The organism is Paraburkholderia azotifigens (assembly GCF_007995085.1).
Lineage (GTDB): Bacteria > Pseudomonadota > Gammaproteobacteria > Burkholderiales > Burkholderiaceae > Paraburkholderia > Paraburkholderia azotifigens.
Genome location: NZ_VOQS01000005.1, coordinates 2316007 through 2334797 on the forward strand (window position 1 = coordinate 2316007; position 18791 = coordinate 2334797).

Sequence of the window (18791 nt, forward strand, 5' to 3'; positions counted from 1 at the left end):
GACGGGCGGTCGCCCGCTATCGCGTGCGCGGGATCAGACTTCGACGGCGTCGACGTCGTACTCGAACAGCCAGTTATAGCGCTCTTTCACGCGCTCCTCGCTCCATTCGCGATCCACATACGCAGCCGCGCCTTCCGCGTGCGCAAGCTGCGGATTGTGAAAGCGCGTCGCATTGGCGGCCGAGCCGCGTACGACGCGCGCCGTGCGGTCGAGGCGCAGCGCTTCGTAGCGTTGCAGCGCGCGAGGCACGTCGTCCGCGTAGCGTTCGACGCAGCGCGCGAGCAGATAGCCGTCTTCGATCGCCATGCCCGCGCCCTGCGCGAGAAACGGCAGCGTCGGATGGCAGGCGTCGCCAAGCAGCGTCGCGTGACCCTGGCTCCAGCGCGTCATCGGCTCGCGCACCATCAGCGCCCATTTGTACGGAATGTCGATCGCGGAGATCAGCGTGCGCACGTCTTCGTGCCAGCCTTCGAAATCGGCGAGACATTCGTCGAGCGTGCCGCGTTCGGACCACGATTCGACCTGCCAGCCGGACTTTTCGATCGCGCCGACGAAATTGATCAGCTTGCTGCCGCGCAACGGATAGTGAATCACGTGCGCGCCCGGGCCGACCCAGTTCGCGCCGTACGACTCGCGTAGATGCTCGGGTACCTTCGACGCGTCGATCACGCCGCGCCACGCCATCACGCCGGAAAAGACGGGTTCGTCGGGACCGAACAGCGCACGGCGCACGCGCGAATGCACGCCGTCTGCGCCGATCAGCAGATCGCCTTCGCAGGTCTCGCCGTTCACGGCCTGCACGACGACCTTGCCGTTCTGCTGCGTGAAGCTTTCCACCTTGTGATTGAGACGGATCGCGTCGGGCTTGAGCGAACGCACGACGTCGGCGAGCTTTTCGTGCAGATCCGCGCGATGCAGCGTGAAGTACGGAAAGCCGAACATTTCGCGCGATTGCGTGCCGAGGTCGAAGAGGCGCCAGGTCTGACCCGTGTTCCAGAGCCGCACGCGCTTGCCGAGGGGTTCGCACGCGAGACCCTCGAGCGCGTCGCCTGCGCCGAGCCGGTACAGCACGCGTGTCGCGTTCGGGCTCAGCTGCACGCCCGCGCCGATCTCCTTCAGCGCCTGCGCCTGCTCGAACACGGTGACATCGAAACCCTTTTTCAATAACGCGGCCGCGGCCGTCAATCCGCCGATACCGGCGCCTGCAATAACTATCTTCATTCGACGATTCGACCTCTTTCGTAATGGGCGCTTGTTTTATCGACGCTGGTTATCAATCGATCGATAATATTTATAAGTGGTAAACCCGGTGAAATCGGGAATTACTTTAAATCAGCGAATCGCGCGAAAGAAGCAAATTAATCGGAATGGCTTATCACTTAAATTTGATAATTGGCAGGCGCCTGGGATAAACCCTTTAGCGGCGAAACAAGGCAGAAGATTGCGTGCTCACATGCCCCAGCGCTGGACCGTCGCGGTGTCGAGTCCGAACAGATCCAGCACGCGGCCAAGCGTGTGATCGACCATGTCGGTCAGCGACTCGGGGTTCGCGTAGAAGGCGGGCACGGGCGGATAGACGATTGCGCCCGCTTCCGTCACGGAGGTCATGCTGCGCAGGTGGCCGAGGTGCAGCGGCGTCTCGCGGACCATCAGCACGAGACGGCGGCGCTCTTTCAGCGTGACGTCGGCGGCGCGGGAAAGCAGGCCGCTCGTCATGCCCGTGGCGATCTCGGAGAGCGTCTTGATCGAACAGGGCGCGACGATCATCCCCATCACGGGAAAGGAGCCGCTCGAAATGGACGCGCCGATGTCGGTGTTGGAGTGACAGACGCTCGCCAGCGCGCGCACTTCGGCGACGCTGTAGTCCGACTCGTGCGCGAGCGTGACCTGGGCTGACCGGCTCATCACGAGATGTGTTTCAATGTCGAGCTTGCGCAGCAGTTGCAGCAGCCGCACGCCATAAATGACGCCGGATGCGCCGCTGATGCCGACCACCATGCGCCGCGGCGGCATGCCTCTCATATCCATAAGAATTCTCCCGAATGCCAATCCTGACTCCGTAACGCGGCGGATGTTAGCACCGGGGTTCTGCTAAAAGAAGCGTGAAAGTCGATTTAATAGCCGCTCCTGGTGTTTTTACCGATCTATTAACGGCTTTATTCGTTTTGTTCGATTGGTTGATAAATAATTCGCGATTCAAAGCCGTAAATACGTTGGATACACTCTCGGCAACATATGGCAGGAACAGGCATCCGCGTACGCAACAGCGGGCACTCGCCACATGGGGATCAGGCGGCGTCTAGCCGGCTGGCGACAATAAAGACATTGGAGACACTGGTTGAAAACGACGAGTCTGCTGTTAGGCGGCTGCGCGTTCGCGTTGAGTTGTCCCGCGTTCGCGCAGTCATCGGTGACGCTGTACGGAAGCGTCGACGTGGGTGTCGATTTCGTTTCGAACTCGCGTGGAGCGCATCTGTATCAGGAATCGGCGGGCAAGCGTACGCCAGATCGCTTCGGGTTTCTGATCAAGGAGGATATCGGCGGCGGCAACACGGTGTTCGCGCGGCTCGAATCCGGTTTTCTGACGAACACGGGTGCGCAGATCAATCCGACGAGCTTCTTCAATCGCGATGCGTACGTGGGCATTTCGAACGACCGCTTCGGCTCGCTGAGCATGGGCCATATCCCCGATTACGTGTACGAATACGTGGGCGGGCTGAACAACTCGGTGCCGGGCATCTCGTCGTTCTACACGGTCGGCAATCTGGACGGGCTCGCGAACACCCGCGCGCTCGACAACTCGGTGAAGTACGAGACGATCAACTACCGCGGGTTCCAGGCGGGCGTGATGAACGGCTTCGGCAATCAGACGAACTTCAGCGATGGCCGCCAGTACAGCATCGGTGCGCGGTATCAGAACAGCATCGTGAAGCTGGGCGCCGCGTATTCGATGTCGCACAACCGCACGGCCGACCTGTTCGGCGTGTTCGGCGTGACGTCGGTGCTCGGCCAGACGCTGAAGCAAGGCACGCAGTTCAACGCGGATCGGTATAGCACGATCGCAGTGGGCGGCTCGGTGTCCGTCGGCGATTTCATCCCGCACGCAACGTTCACCGACGTGAAGCTCGAAGATCCGAAGGGTTCGGTGACGGAACGTAACTACCAGGTCGGCGTGAACATCGACCTGAGCGGCGGCAAACGCTTCTACGTGCTGGGCATTTCGTACAACCGCTCGATGTTCGAAGGGCTGGCCTACAACCAGTACAACCTGTTCCTGACCCACTATCTGTCGAAGCGTACACAGATTTACGCGGGCGTCGGCCTGCAGCGCGCGTCGGGCACGGGCGCGAAGGCGGAGCAGTTCGGTTATCAGCCGTCGAGCTCGAGCGCGCAGACGGTGGGACGCATCGGTCTCAATACGATGTTTTGATGCGCGCGTCGGGGGCGATATCGGCTGAGAACGGCTGTGTAGACGTGGGTGACGGATCGGCAGCGGGCGGAAAACCTGACGGGGTATGGCTTTCTTCACCTTTTTCGATCTGATCATCGAGATTTTTTGATTCTGTCGCTTGCCGGCGGGCCGTATATTGAGGCTCCTGGCAGCGGCGCCACTGTAAAGCAGCACGGGGCGGCGACGCGATGCAGGCGCGTCGCCGGCCGATCAGGCACATTGGGACGCACATGCAAGCAGACCGCACATTCAACATATCGACCCTCATCGAAGAGCAAAAAACAGGACGTTTCGCCGTCGGCCTGCTGTTCTGGTGTTTCCTGATCATGCTGATGGACGGCTACGACCAGACGGCGGTGTCGTTTGCGGCGCCCGCGATCATCAAGGAATGGCACGTCGCGCGGGGCGGCTTCGGCCCCGTGTTCGGCGCCGGGCTGTTCGGCACGCTGGTCGGCTCGTTCATCTTCGGCTATCTCGGCGACCGCTTCGGCCGCAAGCGCGCAATCGTCTCGGGTAGTCTTTTCTTCGGCCTGCTGACGCTGGTCTCCGTGTGGGCGACGTCGCTGCATGACCTGATGCTGCTGCGTTTCATCGCTGGACTCGGGATGGGCGGCGTGGTGCCGAATTCGGTTGCGCTGGTGGCCGAATACGCGCCGAAGCGTCTGCGCGCGACCTGGGTCACGCTGATGTTTTCCGGCTTCTCGATCGGCGCGGGCTCGGGCGGCCTGGTGTCGTCCGCGTTGATTCATCGCTACGGCTGGCCCGTGATGTTCGTGGTCGGCGGCGTCGGCTCGCTGTTTGTCGCACTGCTGCTGATCGTCATGCTGCCGGAATCGGCGAAACTGCTGGTCGTGCGTCAGCGCAGTGTCGAAACGGTGCGCAAGCTCGTCGCACGTCTGCGTCCCGACATCGCGTTGCCCGCCGATGCGCAATTCGTACCCGGCGAAGTGCAGGAAAAGAAGCGCTTCGTACTCAAGCTGATTTTCTCCGACGGCCTGCGCGGGATCACGCCGCTGCTGTGGATCGTCTTCATCGTCAACTCGATGGCGCTGTATTTCCTGCAGAACTGGCTGCCGATCCTGATGGAAGGCGTCGGCATCAATCCGCAGAGCGCGGGCCTCATCACGACGATGTTCTCGGTCGGCGGCGTGCTCGGCGGACTGATTCTGTGCCGCTTCGTCGATCGACACGGCGTGCTGGCCATCATCTCGCTGCCTGCCATCGGTTGCCCCGTGGTCGCGATGCTGGGGCACGGCATGTCCGAAGCGTGGCTGATGTTCGCCGTGTTCGCGACGGGCTTCTGCGTGGTCGGCGCGCAGTACGGACTGTATGCCGTAGCAGGCATGATCTACCCGACGTCGTTCCGCTCGGCGGGTGTGGGCAGCGCGATTTCCGTCGGCAAGATCGGCTCGGTGTCGGGCCCGGTGATCGGCGGCATTCTGCTGTCGATGCATCTGCCCTTCGCGCAGATGTTTTACGCGGCGTCGGGGCTGTTCCTCGTCGCGACCGTTTTTTCGACGGTGCTGGCCGTGCTGTACAAGGCGCGCTTCGGCGACGAGCATGGCAAGAAGGACGCGCCCATCAAGGAAATGCGTTCCGCGCTGGGCGACTCCTGAACCCGCGCCGTCGTGCGCGGCCGGTCCTCCATTTTTCATGACATACCGATACCCGCTGCCGGGCTTGCTCCCGCGAGCCGCGGCGGGAGCGCTCGTGCCCGCTCTTGCGGCACGATGCAGACCACCTTGATAAGAACAATCGACGGGTATTGAGATCGCGTGAATGCCCGTTGAAAAGGAGACTGGATGAACGGGTACTTTTCACTTGAGGCAAACGCGGCCGTGGAGCGTCGGCGATGAATACCCTCGACGTGACTTCGCTGATCGAACGGCAAAAGCTGCGTGGCTTCTCACTACGCCTGATTGCATGGTGTTTTCTGATCGTGCTGATCGACGGTTACGATCAGGTCGCGGCTGCCTACGCGGCGCCCACGCTGATACGCGCGTGGCACGTGGACGCCGCGAGGTTCGGCCACGTGTTCGGCGTTGGGCTGTTCGGCGTGCTGGTCGGGTCGTTGCTGCTCGGTTTCATCGGCGATCGTGCCGGGCGGCGGATCACGATCATTTACGGCTCGCTCTGGTTCGGCATCCTGACGTACGCATGCAGCTACGCCGCGACGCTCGATCAGCTGACCGTGCTGCGCTTCTTCGCGGGCATCGGCATGGGCGGCGTCGTGCCGAACACGGTCGCGCTCGTGTCGGAGTACGCACCGAAGGCGCGCCGCGCCACGTGGATCACGTTGATGTTCTCTGGTTTTTCGATCGGCGCGGGCGGCGGCGGCGCGATTGCGTCGTGGCTGCTGCCGCGCTTCGGGTGGCCGGTGCTGTTCGAGGTCGGCGGAATTGCGGCTGTAGCCGTCGCGCTCGCATCGTTCCGTCTGTTGCCCGAGTCGATTCGCTTTTTGATACTCAATGGACGTCCTGCGCGCGACGTTTCGCGCATCGTGCGTCAGATCGGCCGTGGCGTCGACGATAGCGACGCCAGCGTCCGCTATGTGATCGACGACGAGAAACGCGTTCGCGCGACGCCGCTCGCGTTGTTCGGCGACGGTCTCGCTCGCGTGACGCCTTTGCTGTGGCTGCTGTTCGTGCTGAATTCACTCGCGCTGCATTTTCTGCAGAACTGGCTGCCCATTCTCTTCAGCATGAGCGCGTTGCCTGCCGCGCAGGCGGCCAAAGCCGCGATGATGTTTCCCGTCGGCGGGACGGTTGGCGCGCTGGCGCTGAGTCGCTGTGTGGATCGTTACGGCATCGCTGTGATCCTGCTGCTGGCGATGCTCGGCCTGCCCGTGTGCATCGCGCTCGGCATGCCGATGCCCGCGCTCTGGCTGTACGGCGCGGCATTCATGAGCGGCGTGTGCGTGATCGGTTGCCAGTTCGCACTGTATGCCGTGGCGGGGATGCTCTATCCGACGATGCTGCGTTCAGCGGGCGTCGGTTCTGCGATCGGCGTGGGCAAGCTGGGATCGGTGGCCGGGTCGGTGCTCGGCGGTGTTCTGCTGTCGATGCATCTGCCCATCGACCGGCTTTTCATGAACGTGTCGGGCGTGTTCGTGTTCATCGCGTTGCTGTCGGTGTGGCTGGGCTGGAACCGCCGGCGCGAAGCAAGCCAGTCGATCGCGTAAACGCACAAGAGGTTTCGTACGATGCTTTCCCTTTCCACTTACCCCGCTGCGGGCGCGCCGGCGCCAGGCAAGACCATGTCGCTGCAGCAGCGCATCGCGTTGACGATGGCGTTGCTCGCCGCGCTGATGACGGGCATCGGCGTGCTAGGCCTGTCGGGTGCGTGGCGCGCGAACCGCGCGAATCGCGACACATACGAGAACAAGCTGACGGCGGCCGTCCATATCGGCAACGCGGAGCTGCTGATCGCGCGCACGCGGCTCGTGCTCGGCGGCGCGATGGCGCAGACGGACCCCGCGCGGGCGCAGGAACAGATCCGTCATGCCGACAACTTCTTCGCGCAGTCCGACATGGAGTGGCACGGCTTCGTGACGGGCGCGCATGAAGCCGGCGAAGCCGCGCTGATCGACGCGGCAGGACAGCGCCGCGACGCAATGCGCGCCGGCATGCGCGCATTCGTCGACGCATTGAGAGCGGGCGACCGGTCGAGCGCCGAGCGCATCGGCACGTCGCAGTTGAGCACGCTGTTCAACGACATGAGCGCCGCGAACGACATGCTGAAACGCGCGCTCTACGCAAACGCGAAGCGCAGCTACGACGACGCGGAGCGCTACTTCCACCTTTTCGTCGCGGCGTCGGCGGCGATGATCGTGTTCGGCATCGCGGCCGCGGGATTCAGCTGGTTCTCGCTGCGCCGCGCGATCATGGCGCCGCTCAGCGATGCGCTGACACACTTCGACGCGATCGCGGCAGGCGATCTGGACCGCACGATTCCGCAGCATCGCGCCGACGAAATGGGACGCCTGCTCGACGGCCTGCGGCAGATGCAGACGCGGCTTGCGCGAACGGTCACGGCTGTACGCGACAGTTGCGAATCGATCGGGACGGCTGTCGGCGAGATCGCGGCGGGCACGCTCGATCTGTCGTCGCGCACGGAGGAGCAGGCGGCATCGCTCGAGCAGACGGCGGCCAGCATGAGCGGATTGACTGACACCGTGCGCCAGAACGCCGTGCGCGCGCACGACGCATACGCGATCGCCGACGAAGTCGCGACGGCCGCGAACGAAGGCAACGGCGCCGTCGATCAGGTCAGCAACACGATGGCACGCATTCAAGCCAGCTCGCGCAGGATCGCGGACATCACGGGGATCATCGAGGGCATCGCGTTCCAGACCAATATCCTTGCCTTGAACGCGGCCGTCGAAGCGGCGCGGGCAGGCGTGCACGGGCGCGGCTTTGCAGTCGTCGCGACGGAAGTGCGTGCGCTCGCGCAGCATGCGTCGACGGCTGCGAAGGAGATCGGCGTGCTGGTGGCGGATTCCGTCGGCGCGGCCGACGATGGCGCCACGCTCGTCGCGGCGGCCGAACAGTCGATTCGCGCCGTGCTCGACGGCGCCGGGCGCTTCCGGGAAATGATGAGCGGCATCGCCGCCGACGCCGAAGAACAGCGCACGGGCATCGAACAGGTCGATGCCGCGCTGGGCATGATGGACTCGATCACGCAGCAGAACGCGGCGCTCGTCGAGCAGGCGAGTGCGGCCGCGCAACTGCTCGACGAGCAGTCGCGCGATCTCACGCGTCAGATAGCCGTGTTTCGCGTGGGCGACGTCGATTCCTGAGCGGCCTCACAACGAATGCTGAATGGCCTGGCCGAGCAGCTCCAGGCCCAGGTCGATCTCTTCCTCGCTCACCGTCAACGGCGGCGCGATCCGGAACACGCCGCCCATGCCGGGCAACTGCACGATATTCATGCTCAGGCCCAGATTCATGCACTCGCGGGTGATCTTCGCGCCCAGCCCGTCGGCGGGTTCTTTCGTGCGGCGGTCCTTGACGATCTCCATGCCGAGCAGCAGGCCCCGCCCGCGCACATCGCCGATGCACTCGAAGCGCTCCATCAGATCCAGCAGACCGCGCCTGAGGCGGTCCCCCATCACGTTGGCCCGCGCAACGAGCCCGTCGCGCTCGACCACGTCCAGCACGCGCAGACCGACGGCGGCAGGCAGCGGATCGGACACGTGCGTCGTGTAGAACAGATAGCCGAGTTCATGCGCGCGTTCCTCGATCTGCGCCGACGTGACGACGGCCGCGAGCGGCAAGCCGGCGCCTAGCGTTTTCGACAGCGTGAGGATATCCGGCGTGACGCCGTCGCGCTGGCACGCGAACATCGTTCCCGTGCGGCCGACGCCTGTTTGCGCCTCGTCGAGGATCAGCAGCATGCCGCGCTCTTCGCATTTGCGTTTGAGGGCGGCCATGTAGCCCTCCGGCAACTCGATGATGCCGCCCGAACTCAGGATCGGCTCGGCGATGAAGGCCGCGAGATTGCCGCTCGACTGGCGATCGATGAGGTCGAACGCGTAATCGAGTTCGGCGAGGTAATCGTAGTGACCGCTGCGCTCGAAGCGCGGCCGGTACGTGAACGGCGCGGGAATCGCGAACGAGCCGGCGGCCGCGGGACCGACGCCCTTGCGGCCCGCGCTGTAGGTCGCCGACGCCGCAGCGCCCGTCATGCCATGCCACGACTGCGCAAAGCCGACGATTTCATACTTTCCGGTGACGAGCTTCGCCATGCGAATGGCGGCCTCGTTCGATTCCGCGCCCGTGCTGAGCAGCAGCGCACGGTCGAGGCCTTCGGGCGTGATGTCGGCGAGGCGCGTCGCGAGATCGACGACGGGGCGCGAGAGCATGCCGCTGAACAGATGGTCTAGCTTGCCCGCGTACTCGTTGATGACCGAGACGATCTCAGGGTGGCTGTGCCCCAGCACGGCGCTCATCTGCCCGGAGGTGAAGTCGAGGATCGCGCGGCCATCCGCGTCGTAGACGAAACTGCCTTGCGCGCGCTCGATGATCATCGGCTCGAACGTGCCGCCGTAGCGGATCAGGTGCTGCCGGGCGTTCTGCCAGAACGCCGCGTCGTTGTTTCGGGACACCGTGCTTCTCCTCGCGAGTGATCGGATCAGCTTGCAGTCTAGGCCGCTCTCTGGTTTTATAGAATCGAATAGTATTAATGTGAGATAGAAGAGGATCTAATATCTTGAGTCTGTCGCTCGAAATCGATCTGTTGCGCTCGTTTGCCGTGATCGCCGAGGTGCGGGCGCTCAGCCGCGCGGCGAGCCGTGTCGGTCGGACACAGTCGGCGCTGAGCCAGCAGATGAAGCGGCTCGAGGAAATCGTCGATCAACCGCTGTTTCAGCGCACGGGGCGCGGCGTCGTGCTGACCAATCCGGGCGAGCGTCTGCTGATCCACGCGCAACGCATTCTGCGGCTGCACGACGAGGCAATGGCCGATCTGTGCGGCACGGGGCTGTCGGGCAGCATCCGTTTCGGCTGTCCGGACGACTACGCCGCCGCGTTCCTGCCGCCCTTGCTCCGGCAGTTCTCGAGCCAGCATCCGCATGCGCTCGTCGAAGTGGTGTGCGGGCCGACGCCGCGGCTGCTCGAACGGCTGAAAAAAGGCGCCGTGGATCTCGCGATGATTTCATTGCCCGAAGGCACGCCGGGCGACGACATCATCCGGCGCGAGCAGCTGGTGTGGATCGGCTATCCCGGACTGGATTCGGCGCATTTCGATCCGTTGCCGCTGGCGCTCTCCGACCCCGACACGCTCGATCACATCGCCGCCTGCGATGCGCTCCAGCGTGCCGGCCGGGCTTACCGTATCGCGTATGCGAGCAGCAGTCTGTCGGGGCTCACGGCGCTGGTGCGTTCGGGGCAAGCGTTCGCGGTGATGACGCAAACGGCTGTGCCGCCCGATCTGTCGGTGCTCGGTGCCGATCACGCGCTGCCGCCGCTGCCCGCCGTGGGCGTGTCGCTGAAATTCGCGCGGGCGCGTCCGTCGCTGCTGACGTCGGCGTTTGCCGGGCACATCAGGGCCATGCTTCCGCTGTTGTGAGCATGTGTGCGGTACGTTGGGCCTACACTACGCGAACACCGCCCGCTTCCCGAACTCATGCGCTCTCGCGAACCTCTCGACGCCATACCATCGTCAGCCGGATCGGCGGGCGCCGCATTGCAGGATCCGGCACTGCTGCGCCGTCTGCTGCGCGCCAAAGACGGGATGGACGCCACCTCGTACGAGGCCTGGCCCGTCGAGCGGCTGGCGGCCGTCAGCGGCGTGTCCAAAGCCCATTTCGCACGCTCCTTCAAGCAGGCGTTCGGCGTGCCGCCGCACCGATACCTGCTGACGCGGCGGATCGAACAGGCCACCACACTGCTGCGCGACACGGACCTGAGTATCACGGATATCGCCTTCGCCACGGGCTGGGAGAGTCTTGGCACCTTCGGGCGCACGTTCCACGACGTGACGGGCCGCAGCCCCAGCGCGATGCGCGTCGAGGCGCGGGCCAACGGACAGCAGCTGGCGCTCGTGCCCTCGTGCGTGCTGAAGGCCGCGCAGCGGCCGGACCTCACGACCGCAGTTTTGGAGAAGCGCCGGCGCAAGTCCAAAGGTACATTGCGGCCATCAATCGAGGAGGAGGTGTCGTGATGACTCAAGGTATCAACGTGGTGGGCCTGTACGTCGACGATCAGGATGAGGCGCTTGCGTTCTACGTCGACAAGCTCGGATTTCGCGTTCACACGGACGTGCGCAATGGCGCGTATCGCTGGCTCACGGTCCAGCACCCGGAACAGCCTTCGTTCCAGCTCGGCCTGTTCACGCCTGGGCCGCCCGTTCACGACGAAGCCACCGCGCAAACCTTGCGTGCGATGGTGGCGAAAGGGGCCATGCCGCCGCTCGTTCTTGCCGTCGCCGACTGCCGCGCGAGCTATGCGCGGCTCAAAGCGAATGGCGTGGAATTCACGCAGGAGCCGGTCGATCGATTCGGCAGCGTCGATGCGGGTTTTCGCGATCCCGCCGGCAACGGATGGAAGATGATTCAGGCGCCTGCATAGACGCGCTTCATCGTTGTTGGCTCCGCACTCACGCGCCGATGAGCGGTTCGAGTTCCTCGGCATCGAAAGGCTTCGAGAAAATCGGCACGCCTGTATGACGGGCTCTTTCCAGTTCGTCGGCATAGCCGGTCATCAACGCCAGCCGCTGCTGCGGGCGGTGAGTCTGGAGCCACTCCGCGAGGTCGATGCCGCTCATCTTTCCGGGCATCTGTACGTCGGACAGCACCAGCATGAATGCCTGGCCTTCCTGCAGGGCGATCAGGGCGTCGTCGGCGCTCGGGAGATGCGTGACGTCGTGACCCATCAGTTGCAGCACCGCGGACAGGCTGGCCGCGACCTCGTCGTTGTCTTCTATCAGCAGGACAGGTTGGCTTGCCGTTTCCGACGATGCCGCCGGCAGGTTCTCAACCGGTTCGGCGACGGGCACGGACTCGACGCGGAGGCTGCTGCGGGGAAGATACAGACGCACAGTCGTGCCGACTCCCGGTTCGCTCGTGAGTTTCGCGGTGCCTCCGCTCATTTCGCATACCGCCAGGACCTGGACGAGTCCGAGACCGGGATGCGCGGTTCCGCCCTTGGTGGTGAAAAGCGGTTCGAATGCCTTGGCCGCGACATCGCGGGTCATGCCTTCGCCATCGTCTGAAACGGACAACAGCACATAGTCGCCCGCGGGCACGCCCACGACGTGCGATGCGACCTGGATATTCTGCGCACGGATGGCGAACTTGCCTCCGCGGTGAATTGCGTCGCGCGCGTTGAGCGCGAGATTGACGATGGCCAGTTCCAGTTCGGCCGTATCGCTGCGCACAGGCCAGACGTCTGGCGCGACGTCGATGCTTGCGCAGACCGGGTCGCCCACGGTGGCTTGCACGACCTGCATCATCCCGGGAAGGAAATGCGTCAGGTCGACCTGCGTCAGCTTCAAGGGCTGCTTTCTCGCCGAGCCCATCAGGGTCCGGACCAGGCTTTCGACCGTGCCCGTTGCACGCTCGATGGCGGCGATCTCGGCGCGGGTGTTGCCGTGTTCCTTGGCCTTGGCAATGGCCACATTCGACTTGACCACCATCAGGTAGTTATTGAAGTCGTGCGCGACGCTCGCCACGAGGTTGCCCAATGCGCTCGCGCGCTGCAGATGCCGCGCCGATTCCTCGGCGTCCAGACGTCTGCCTGCTTCGCCGCGCCATTGCTCCCACGCGCGCTCTTCGGTCGACAACTGCTTCAGCGAAAAGCCGATGAGCAGCCAGATGATGAGGCAGGGCAGACCCGTCAGCGTGCAGATCAGAATGAAATGATGCAGCCAGACGGCGTAAAGCTGAGCGACCTGAAAGCCACCCGCCACGTACAGGCCATAGCTGCCGACCCTGCGATAAGTCACCACGCGCTTTTGTCCGTCTGCAAAAGTCGACGATACGAGATGGCCCACCGATTCGTTGCGGGAAAACGCCTGCGCGAACAGATTGGCTTCCTGTGCCGCTGTGCCTGGCGAATCATCGGGAAAGCTCGTCAGCAACGAGCCGTCGCTGCGATAGAGTCCGACGAACGTCGCGGCGTGCGCGTCGATGAGCTTCTGATAGAAGCTCGAAAAATAAGCGCGGCGAAGCGCGACTGACACGACGCCGAGAAACCGGTCATCCGCCACAATGCGCGCGTCCGTGACGTTGAATACGCTCGCTTTCGAGACACTGGCCTGCATCGGCAGCGACACGTACGGCTCGGGCTGATAGTGCCGCGCGTTGATGAAATCGTCCCGGCTCTGGATGTTGACCACAGGGGCCGGGAAAAAACGGCTGGTGACCAGCAATTGTCCTGACGCACCGAACGCCGAAATCGCGGCGACCTGCGGAAAGGCGCCCGCAATCCGGTTGAATCGTTGATGCAGCGCGGACTCGTCGTGTGCAATCTGCGCATCCGTCATGTTGCCGAGCAGTTCTTCTACACGCGATACGAGTTCCGCGTTCAGATCCATCACTTTGAGCGCCTGTTCTTCGGCGACCCGGCTCATCCGTTCGGTCGCTTCGACTGCATCGTTGTAGCGCTGTGCGTAGTTGTAATAGCCGTATCCGGCGAGACAGCCGATAGGAACAATCACCGTCACGGCCAGCATGAAAAGCAGAACTTTTCGGGTACGAGCGAAATTCCGCGATGGCAATGCGTGTCCCGGCTCGGTCGTATGGACGGAACTCGCGCCACGAGGTTGAATCGGTTCACTCATCGTATGACAAGGCGTTATGCGGCTGGCATGGAATCAAGGCCATCACTGCCGAATACAGCACGTTTCGTACCGCTTTTGCCGACCGATGCCGTGTGCGGGCGCCGCTGATGCTTCCGTTCGCAACCGTCGATAGTGGGCGGGTTCGACGCGAACGCGACTCCAGCATCAGTCGATTTCAACCTCGGCTTCGCATTCCACGGGTGCGTCGAGCGGCAGCACCATGCCGACCGCCGAGCGCGCATGGGTGCCAATGTCCCGTCCGTACAATTCAAGGATCAGATCTGAGAAGCCATTTGCGACGCCCGGCGTCTGATTGAATCCTGGCGCGACGTTGATCATCGCGAAGACGCGCAGCCACGCCTTGACGCGATCGAGATCGCCGAGCGCCCTTTTCAGGCTCGCCAGGTGCGCGAGCGCCACGAGCCGGGCGGCGGCGTAGCCCTCGTCAGCCGATACCTCTGCGCCGACCTTGCCGAGCGGCCGCGCGATGGTTCCGTCCGCGTTCAGTGGTATGTGACCCGACACGAACGCGCGGTTTCCGCTGACACGCACCCATGCAAAAGGCAGCGCCATTGACGCGTTTGCGGGTAGCTGCAACGGTTGCGGCAATACCAGCCCCATGTCCGCCAGCTTTGCTTCGATCCTTGCCATCGCCGCCTCCTGCTGTCATGCGAAAAAGCTAGACCGTGAAGCGCGATCCCGCAAGTTTCGACGACGCGTATCACGCGTTGCTGGAGACTTACAGGCATCAATGTTGCTGTGTGCAATCCGCGTGCTGCACGAGCACTTGACAGAAGTTCGAAGCCCGAAGCCCGAAGTAAATGCACACGGAGCCCTCACGCATGGCCGCAGAGGTTGCCGCGCCAGACAAGGAAGCCTCGGAACCGTCGCCGCGATCGGCGTCTCGTCGCAGTCTGCGAAGTCTCGATGGCCTGAACTTCCTGATGGCCGACGTGCGCGACGGCCTCGGGCCGTTTCTGTCGGTGTTCCTGAAGAGCAGCCAGCACTGGGACTCGGGCAGCATCGGCATCGTGATGGCGGCGAGCGGTCTGGCTGCTGCAGTCTTTCAGATTCCAGCAGGCATGCTCGTCGATTCCGTGCACGCGAAGCGTCTTCTGGTCGCGCTTTCGGGTCTCCTCGTCGCTGCCGCGTGCATGGTGATCGCCTGGTTTCCGCGCCTGGCCGCCGTGTTCGGCGCGCAGATCGTGCTCGGCGCGGCGTCGGCGATCATTCCGCCGTCTCTCGCGGCGCTCAGTCTCGGTATCGTCGGACACCGGCTGATGCCGGCGCGCATCGCGCGTAACGAGAGCTTCAATCACGCGGGCAACTTTACGGCGGCGGTGCTGGCGGGCGGACTCGGGCAGTTCGTTGGCGTGCATTGGCTTTTCTATCTCGTGTGCGGCTTTGCCATGGCAAGCGCGCTCGTCGTGCTGCTGATCGATCCGCGTGCCGTCGACCACGAACTTGCGCGCGGCGGCGAAACGCTGCGCACCGCTAGCGGCGCGCACCGTCCCGTGCCGCTAGCGGAACTCTGGCGCGATCGCCGGCTGCGCGTTTTCCTGATGACTGTCGTGCTGTTTCACTTCGGCAATGCGGCGATGCTGCCACTCGCCGGGCAGTTGATCGCGCAGACGCATCCCGGCATGGACGTGATCGCGTTGAGTGCCTGCGTGATCGCCGCGCAACTCGTGATGATGGCCGTCGCAGCCGTCGTTGGACGTGCGATGAAAGCGGGTGTCGGACGAAAGACCATCTTCCTCGTCGCGCTCGCGATCCTGCCTGTGCGCGGCCTCTTGTTCTGTCTGACGACGAATCCGTATGGGATCGTCGGGATTCAGCTGCTCGACGGCGTCGCGGCGGGCATCTTCGGCGTGGTGGCCGTCGTCATCACGTCCGATCTGATGCGTGGCACGGGGCGCTTCAATGTCGCGCAAGGGTTGATGGCGCTTTGCGTCGGCATCGGCGCGGCGTTGAGCAATGTGATGGGCGGACTCGTCGCCGCCCGTTTCGGCTTCGTCGCGGCGTATCTGAGCCTCTCGGCGATTGCGGTGCTTGCGTTTGCGCCGTTTGCCTGCTGCATGTCCGAGACTGGACGCGAAGACACGATTTCGACGGATGCGCTTGCTAATGATGCCGGTTAGCGTTGCTCAAGCCGAGCTTGCGCAGGACTGCAACTGCGAGCTTTTATGAGCAGTGCAAATTGAAATTCAGAGCCGGCAGAGCGGACAGAGCACTACTCAATGCATCCGTGCGATCGCGCCGTTCGTCGCAAGAGATTTGGCGGCGAGGATGCCGCGAATCGTCGCGAGCGCCTGTTCGCCTGTCGCGGTGGGTGCCGGACGGCTCACGGAAGCCACGAAGTCAGGTGGCCGCACACCGATCTGCCGGCAAACGGACGACAGGAACGGCTTGCCACCGGCGCACCGTTTGACGGCGGCAGCAATGGTCGCGTCACCGACGTGCTTGCGAAGCCATTCCAACGTTCGACGATCCTTCTCGTTGTACACCCTGACCAGATGCTCCATGTCGCCTCCGATACTGTATGCAAACACAGTACTGTGAATATATACAGTAATTCGAGATAGGGCAAGGCGAAGAGAAAGCTGTGCATCGGCACCTGCCGAAACGACAGGACACCCGTCAGGCAAGGAAGACGCGACCGCCGCCAGAGCGTGCGCGTAGCGTCGTCATCTGATGTGCATATCCAACGACTGTCCGACTGCAACTTTACAGATGTAAAAATGCACGCCACAATGCGACTGCTAATAACAATCATTCGCATTTAAACGGCAAGGCAAGAGGACAATGAAAGCAGCCAAAAACCACACGACCGCGCTACGGCCCCTCACGATGGCCGTTCTTCTCGCATTCGCGGCGAACCACGCAGGGGCGCAGTCGACGGAAGCGCAACCCGCCGCCACGGCAGGCGGCACCCGGAATCAGGCGACGCTTCCCGCCGTCAACGTGACCGCACAGAACGATCCGGATCAGCCGTATGGGCCGACGCATGGCTACGTCGCGGAATGGAACTCGAGCGCGACGAAGTCCGGCACGCCGATTCTGGAGACGCCGCAGTCGGTGTCCGTCATCACGCGCGATCAGATCGAACAGCAGAACGCGCAGAACCTGAACGCGGTCGTGCGCTATACGTCCGGCGTGACGCCGGAAACACGCGGCAGCGTCGCGACGCGCTACGACCTGCTGAAAGTGCGCGGCTTCGACGCCGACACATACTGGAATGGCCTGAAGCTGATCAGCAACGGCTGGTACGCCGTGCCGCAGCTCGATCCGTACATGATGGAGCGCGTCGAAGTGGTGAAGGGCCCCGTCTCCGTGCTGTACGGACAGGCTGCGGCGGGCGGTCTGCTCGACATGGAAAGCAAGATGCCGACAGTGGTGCCGCTGCACGAAGTCGGCGTCGAGTTCGGCAACTACGGTCATGTGCAGGGCAAGTTCGACCTGTCCGGTCCGATTGCCGGCGACGACCGCTATCTGTTCCGCGTGACGGGCATCGCGCGCAAGGAAGATGGTCAGGTCAACATGACGAAGAACGAGCGCATCGCGTTTGCGCCGTCGTTCACATGGCGCCCGGATAGCAAGACGTCGCTGACGCTGTTCGGCCTCTATCAGCACGATCCGCGCAGCACGTCATACGGCAGCGTGCCGCCGCAAGGCACGGTGCTGTTCAATCCGAATGGCAAGCTGCCGGCCAACTTCTACGACGGCGACCCGAACTTCGAGAGCTTCAATCGCGTGCAGGAGTCGATCGGCTACAAGTTCGAGCGTCGGCTGACGAACACGTGGTCGTTCCGTTCGAATGCCCGCTTCCTCCATCTCGCGCAGGACTACAAGAGTGTGTACGCCGCTTCGCTCGAAGACGATCTGCGCACGCTCGATCGCGGCACGGCGGCATCGGCGGATAACCTGAACACGTTTGCAATCGACAACCAGGTCGAAGGCAACTTCTCGACGGGGCCGATCGACCATACGCTGCTCGTCGGTTTCGACTATCAGCACTACGCGAGCAACTTCGACGCGGGCTTCGGCGCCGGGCCGTCGATCGACATGTTCGCGCCCGTCTACTATCAGGCGGTCACGCCGCCCGATCGCTATCACCAGATTCTGAGCGGCACGCAATACGGCGTCTATGCGCAGGATCAGGCGCGTTTCGGCAACGCGATCCTGACGCTCGGCGGACGCGAAGACTGGGCCAGCAGCAAGACGAACAACACGACGTACGATACGGCATCGAGCCAGTTCGACCGCGCGTTCACGGGCCGTGCCGGCTTCACGTATGTGTTCAGCAACGGCATCGCGCCATACGTGAGCTACACGGAATCGTTCACGCCGCAGGCGGGCACCGACATCAACGGCAAGGCGTTCGATCCCGAGCGAGGCCATCAGTATGAAGTGGGCGTCAAGTTCCAGCCGAAGGGCTACAACGCGCTGTTCACGGCGGCGCTGTTTAGCCTGACGCGCGAGAACCTGCTGACCACGAATGCCGACAACCCGAACTTCCAGTCGCAGGCAGGCGAGGCGCGTTCGCGCGGCGTCGAACTCGAAGCGAAGATGAGCCTGACGGATTCGTTGAACGTGACGGCCAGCTACACGTACCTGAACACCGTCTACACGAAGGACAACAGCGGCCTGGAAGGCAAGCACCTCGCCGGCATCCCGCAGAACCAGGCCTCGCTTTGGGCGTACTACACGATCGATCGCGGTCCGCTCGCCGGGCTGTCGATGGGCGCGGGCGGACGCTATACAGGCACGACATACAGTTCCGACAACGACTTCAAGGTGCAGAGCTTCTTCCTCGTCGATGCCACGCTACGCTACGACCTCGGACGCGCCGCATCGCAGCTGAAGGGTGCCGAAATCTACGTGAACGCACAGAACCTGTTCAACAAGGAATATGTCGCGTCGTGCTATTACGGCAGCTGGTGTGCGTTCGGATATCGACGCCAGGTATTCGCGGGCATGAACTATCACTGGTAAGCACCGCGTCGGTTCGCGGGTTGACGGTACGCGCCGTCAACCCGCGAGTTTCGAGCGCGGCCGC

15 protein-coding genes are annotated in these 18791 nt (G+C 63.4%); 9 read left to right on the top strand and 6 right to left on the bottom strand.

Annotated features, from left to right (window positions below; all coding sequences use genetic code 11):
- Window positions 1-33 precede the first annotated feature (33 nt).
- Both FRZ40_RS42460 and FRZ40_RS42465 read right to left on the bottom strand, forming a co-directional pair.
- On the bottom strand, window positions 34-1221 hold the full coding sequence (locus tag FRZ40_RS42460; RefSeq protein WP_147238274.1) for an FAD-dependent monooxygenase: 1188 nt from the start codon (window positions 1219-1221) through the stop codon (window positions 34-36).
- 228 nt (window positions 1222-1449) lie between these two features.
- Entirely contained in the window at window positions 1450-2028 is a 579-nt protein-coding gene (locus FRZ40_RS42465) for a UbiX family flavin prenyltransferase (RefSeq protein WP_028365320.1), read from the bottom strand.
- 310 nt (window positions 2029-2338) lie between these two features.
- On the opposite strand from FRZ40_RS42465, the gene FRZ40_RS42470 reads away from it, so the two are divergent.
- The 4 genes from FRZ40_RS42470 to FRZ40_RS42485 all read left to right on the top strand — a co-directional run bounded on the left by FRZ40_RS42470 (window position 2339) and on the right by FRZ40_RS42485 (window position 8249).
- Window positions 2339-3430 (top strand): porin, encoded by a 1092-nt coding sequence (locus tag FRZ40_RS42470; RefSeq protein ID WP_028365321.1) that lies wholly within the window; start codon window positions 2339-2341, stop codon window positions 3428-3430.
- A gap of 251 nt (window positions 3431-3681) precedes the next feature.
- Window positions 3682-5067, top strand: coding sequence for an MFS transporter (locus FRZ40_RS42475; protein ID WP_028365322.1), 1386 nt, complete (start codon window positions 3682-3684; stop codon window positions 5065-5067).
- Window positions 5068-5303: 236 nt separating this feature from the next.
- The gene (locus FRZ40_RS42480; RefSeq protein ID WP_147238275.1) at window positions 5304-6632 is read left to right on the top strand and encodes an MFS transporter; all 1329 of its coding nucleotides are present in this window, start codon (window positions 5304-5306) and stop codon (window positions 6630-6632) included.
- Window positions 6633-6653: 21 nt separating this feature from the next.
- Complete coding sequence (locus FRZ40_RS42485) at window positions 6654-8249, top strand: methyl-accepting chemotaxis protein (RefSeq protein ID WP_028365324.1); 1596 nt, start codon at window positions 6654-6656, stop codon at window positions 8247-8249.
- A 6-nt stretch (window positions 8250-8255) separates the two neighbouring features.
- Here FRZ40_RS42485 and FRZ40_RS42490 read toward each other — a convergent pair whose 3' ends face one another.
- Window positions 8256-9557: an aspartate aminotransferase family protein gene (locus FRZ40_RS42490; protein ID WP_028365325.1), complete on the bottom strand. Its 1302-nt coding sequence runs from the start codon at window positions 9555-9557 to the stop codon at window positions 8256-8258.
- A gap of 104 nt (window positions 9558-9661) precedes the next feature.
- Between FRZ40_RS42490 and FRZ40_RS42495 the strand changes: the two genes are divergently transcribed.
- Genes FRZ40_RS42495 through FRZ40_RS42505 form a run of 3 tightly spaced genes read left to right on the top strand, consistent with a single transcriptional unit; the run spans window position 9662 to window position 11520 of the window.
- Window positions 9662-10519 (top strand): LysR family transcriptional regulator, encoded by an 858-nt coding sequence (locus FRZ40_RS42495; protein WP_028365326.1) that lies wholly within the window; start codon window positions 9662-9664, stop codon window positions 10517-10519.
- A gap of 57 nt (window positions 10520-10576) precedes the next feature.
- On the top strand, window positions 10577-11113 hold the full coding sequence (locus tag FRZ40_RS42500) for a helix-turn-helix transcriptional regulator (protein ID WP_147238276.1): 537 nt from the start codon (window positions 10577-10579) through the stop codon (window positions 11111-11113).
- The gene (locus FRZ40_RS42505) at window positions 11113-11520 is read left to right on the top strand and encodes a VOC family protein (protein ID WP_147238277.1); all 408 of its coding nucleotides are present in this window, start codon (window positions 11113-11115) and stop codon (window positions 11518-11520) included. Before FRZ40_RS42500 ends, FRZ40_RS42505 begins: the two co-directional genes overlap by 1 nt.
- Window positions 11521-11548: 28 nt before the next feature.
- On the opposite strand, the gene FRZ40_RS42510 is transcribed toward FRZ40_RS42505, so the two are convergent.
- A complete protein-coding gene (locus tag FRZ40_RS42510) occupies window positions 11549-13624 on the bottom strand; it encodes a hybrid sensor histidine kinase/response regulator (RefSeq protein ID WP_240057502.1) in 2076 nt (691 codons plus the stop codon).
- A 273-nt stretch (window positions 13625-13897) separates the two neighbouring features.
- Window positions 13898-14383, bottom strand: coding sequence for a RidA family protein (locus FRZ40_RS42515; RefSeq protein ID WP_147238279.1), 486 nt, complete (start codon window positions 14381-14383; stop codon window positions 13898-13900).
- 191 nt (window positions 14384-14574) lie between these two features.
- Here FRZ40_RS42515 and FRZ40_RS42520 point away from each other — a divergent pair, with 191 nt between their 5' ends.
- Window positions 14575-15873, top strand: a complete 1299-nt coding sequence (locus FRZ40_RS42520; protein ID WP_147238280.1) for an MFS transporter — start codon at window positions 14575-14577, stop codon at window positions 15871-15873.
- Window positions 15874-15969: 96 nt separating this feature from the next.
- Here FRZ40_RS42520 and FRZ40_RS42525 read toward each other — a convergent pair whose 3' ends face one another.
- Window positions 15970-16257 (bottom strand): CppA family protein, encoded by a 288-nt coding sequence (locus FRZ40_RS42525; protein ID WP_028365331.1) that lies wholly within the window; start codon window positions 16255-16257, stop codon window positions 15970-15972.
- 280 nt (window positions 16258-16537) lie between these two features.
- On the opposite strand from FRZ40_RS42525, the gene FRZ40_RS42530 reads away from it, so the two are divergent.
- Window positions 16538-18727: a TonB-dependent siderophore receptor gene (locus FRZ40_RS42530; RefSeq protein WP_147238281.1), complete on the top strand. Its 2190-nt coding sequence runs from the start codon at window positions 16538-16540 to the stop codon at window positions 18725-18727.
- Window positions 18728-18791 lie beyond the last annotated feature (64 nt).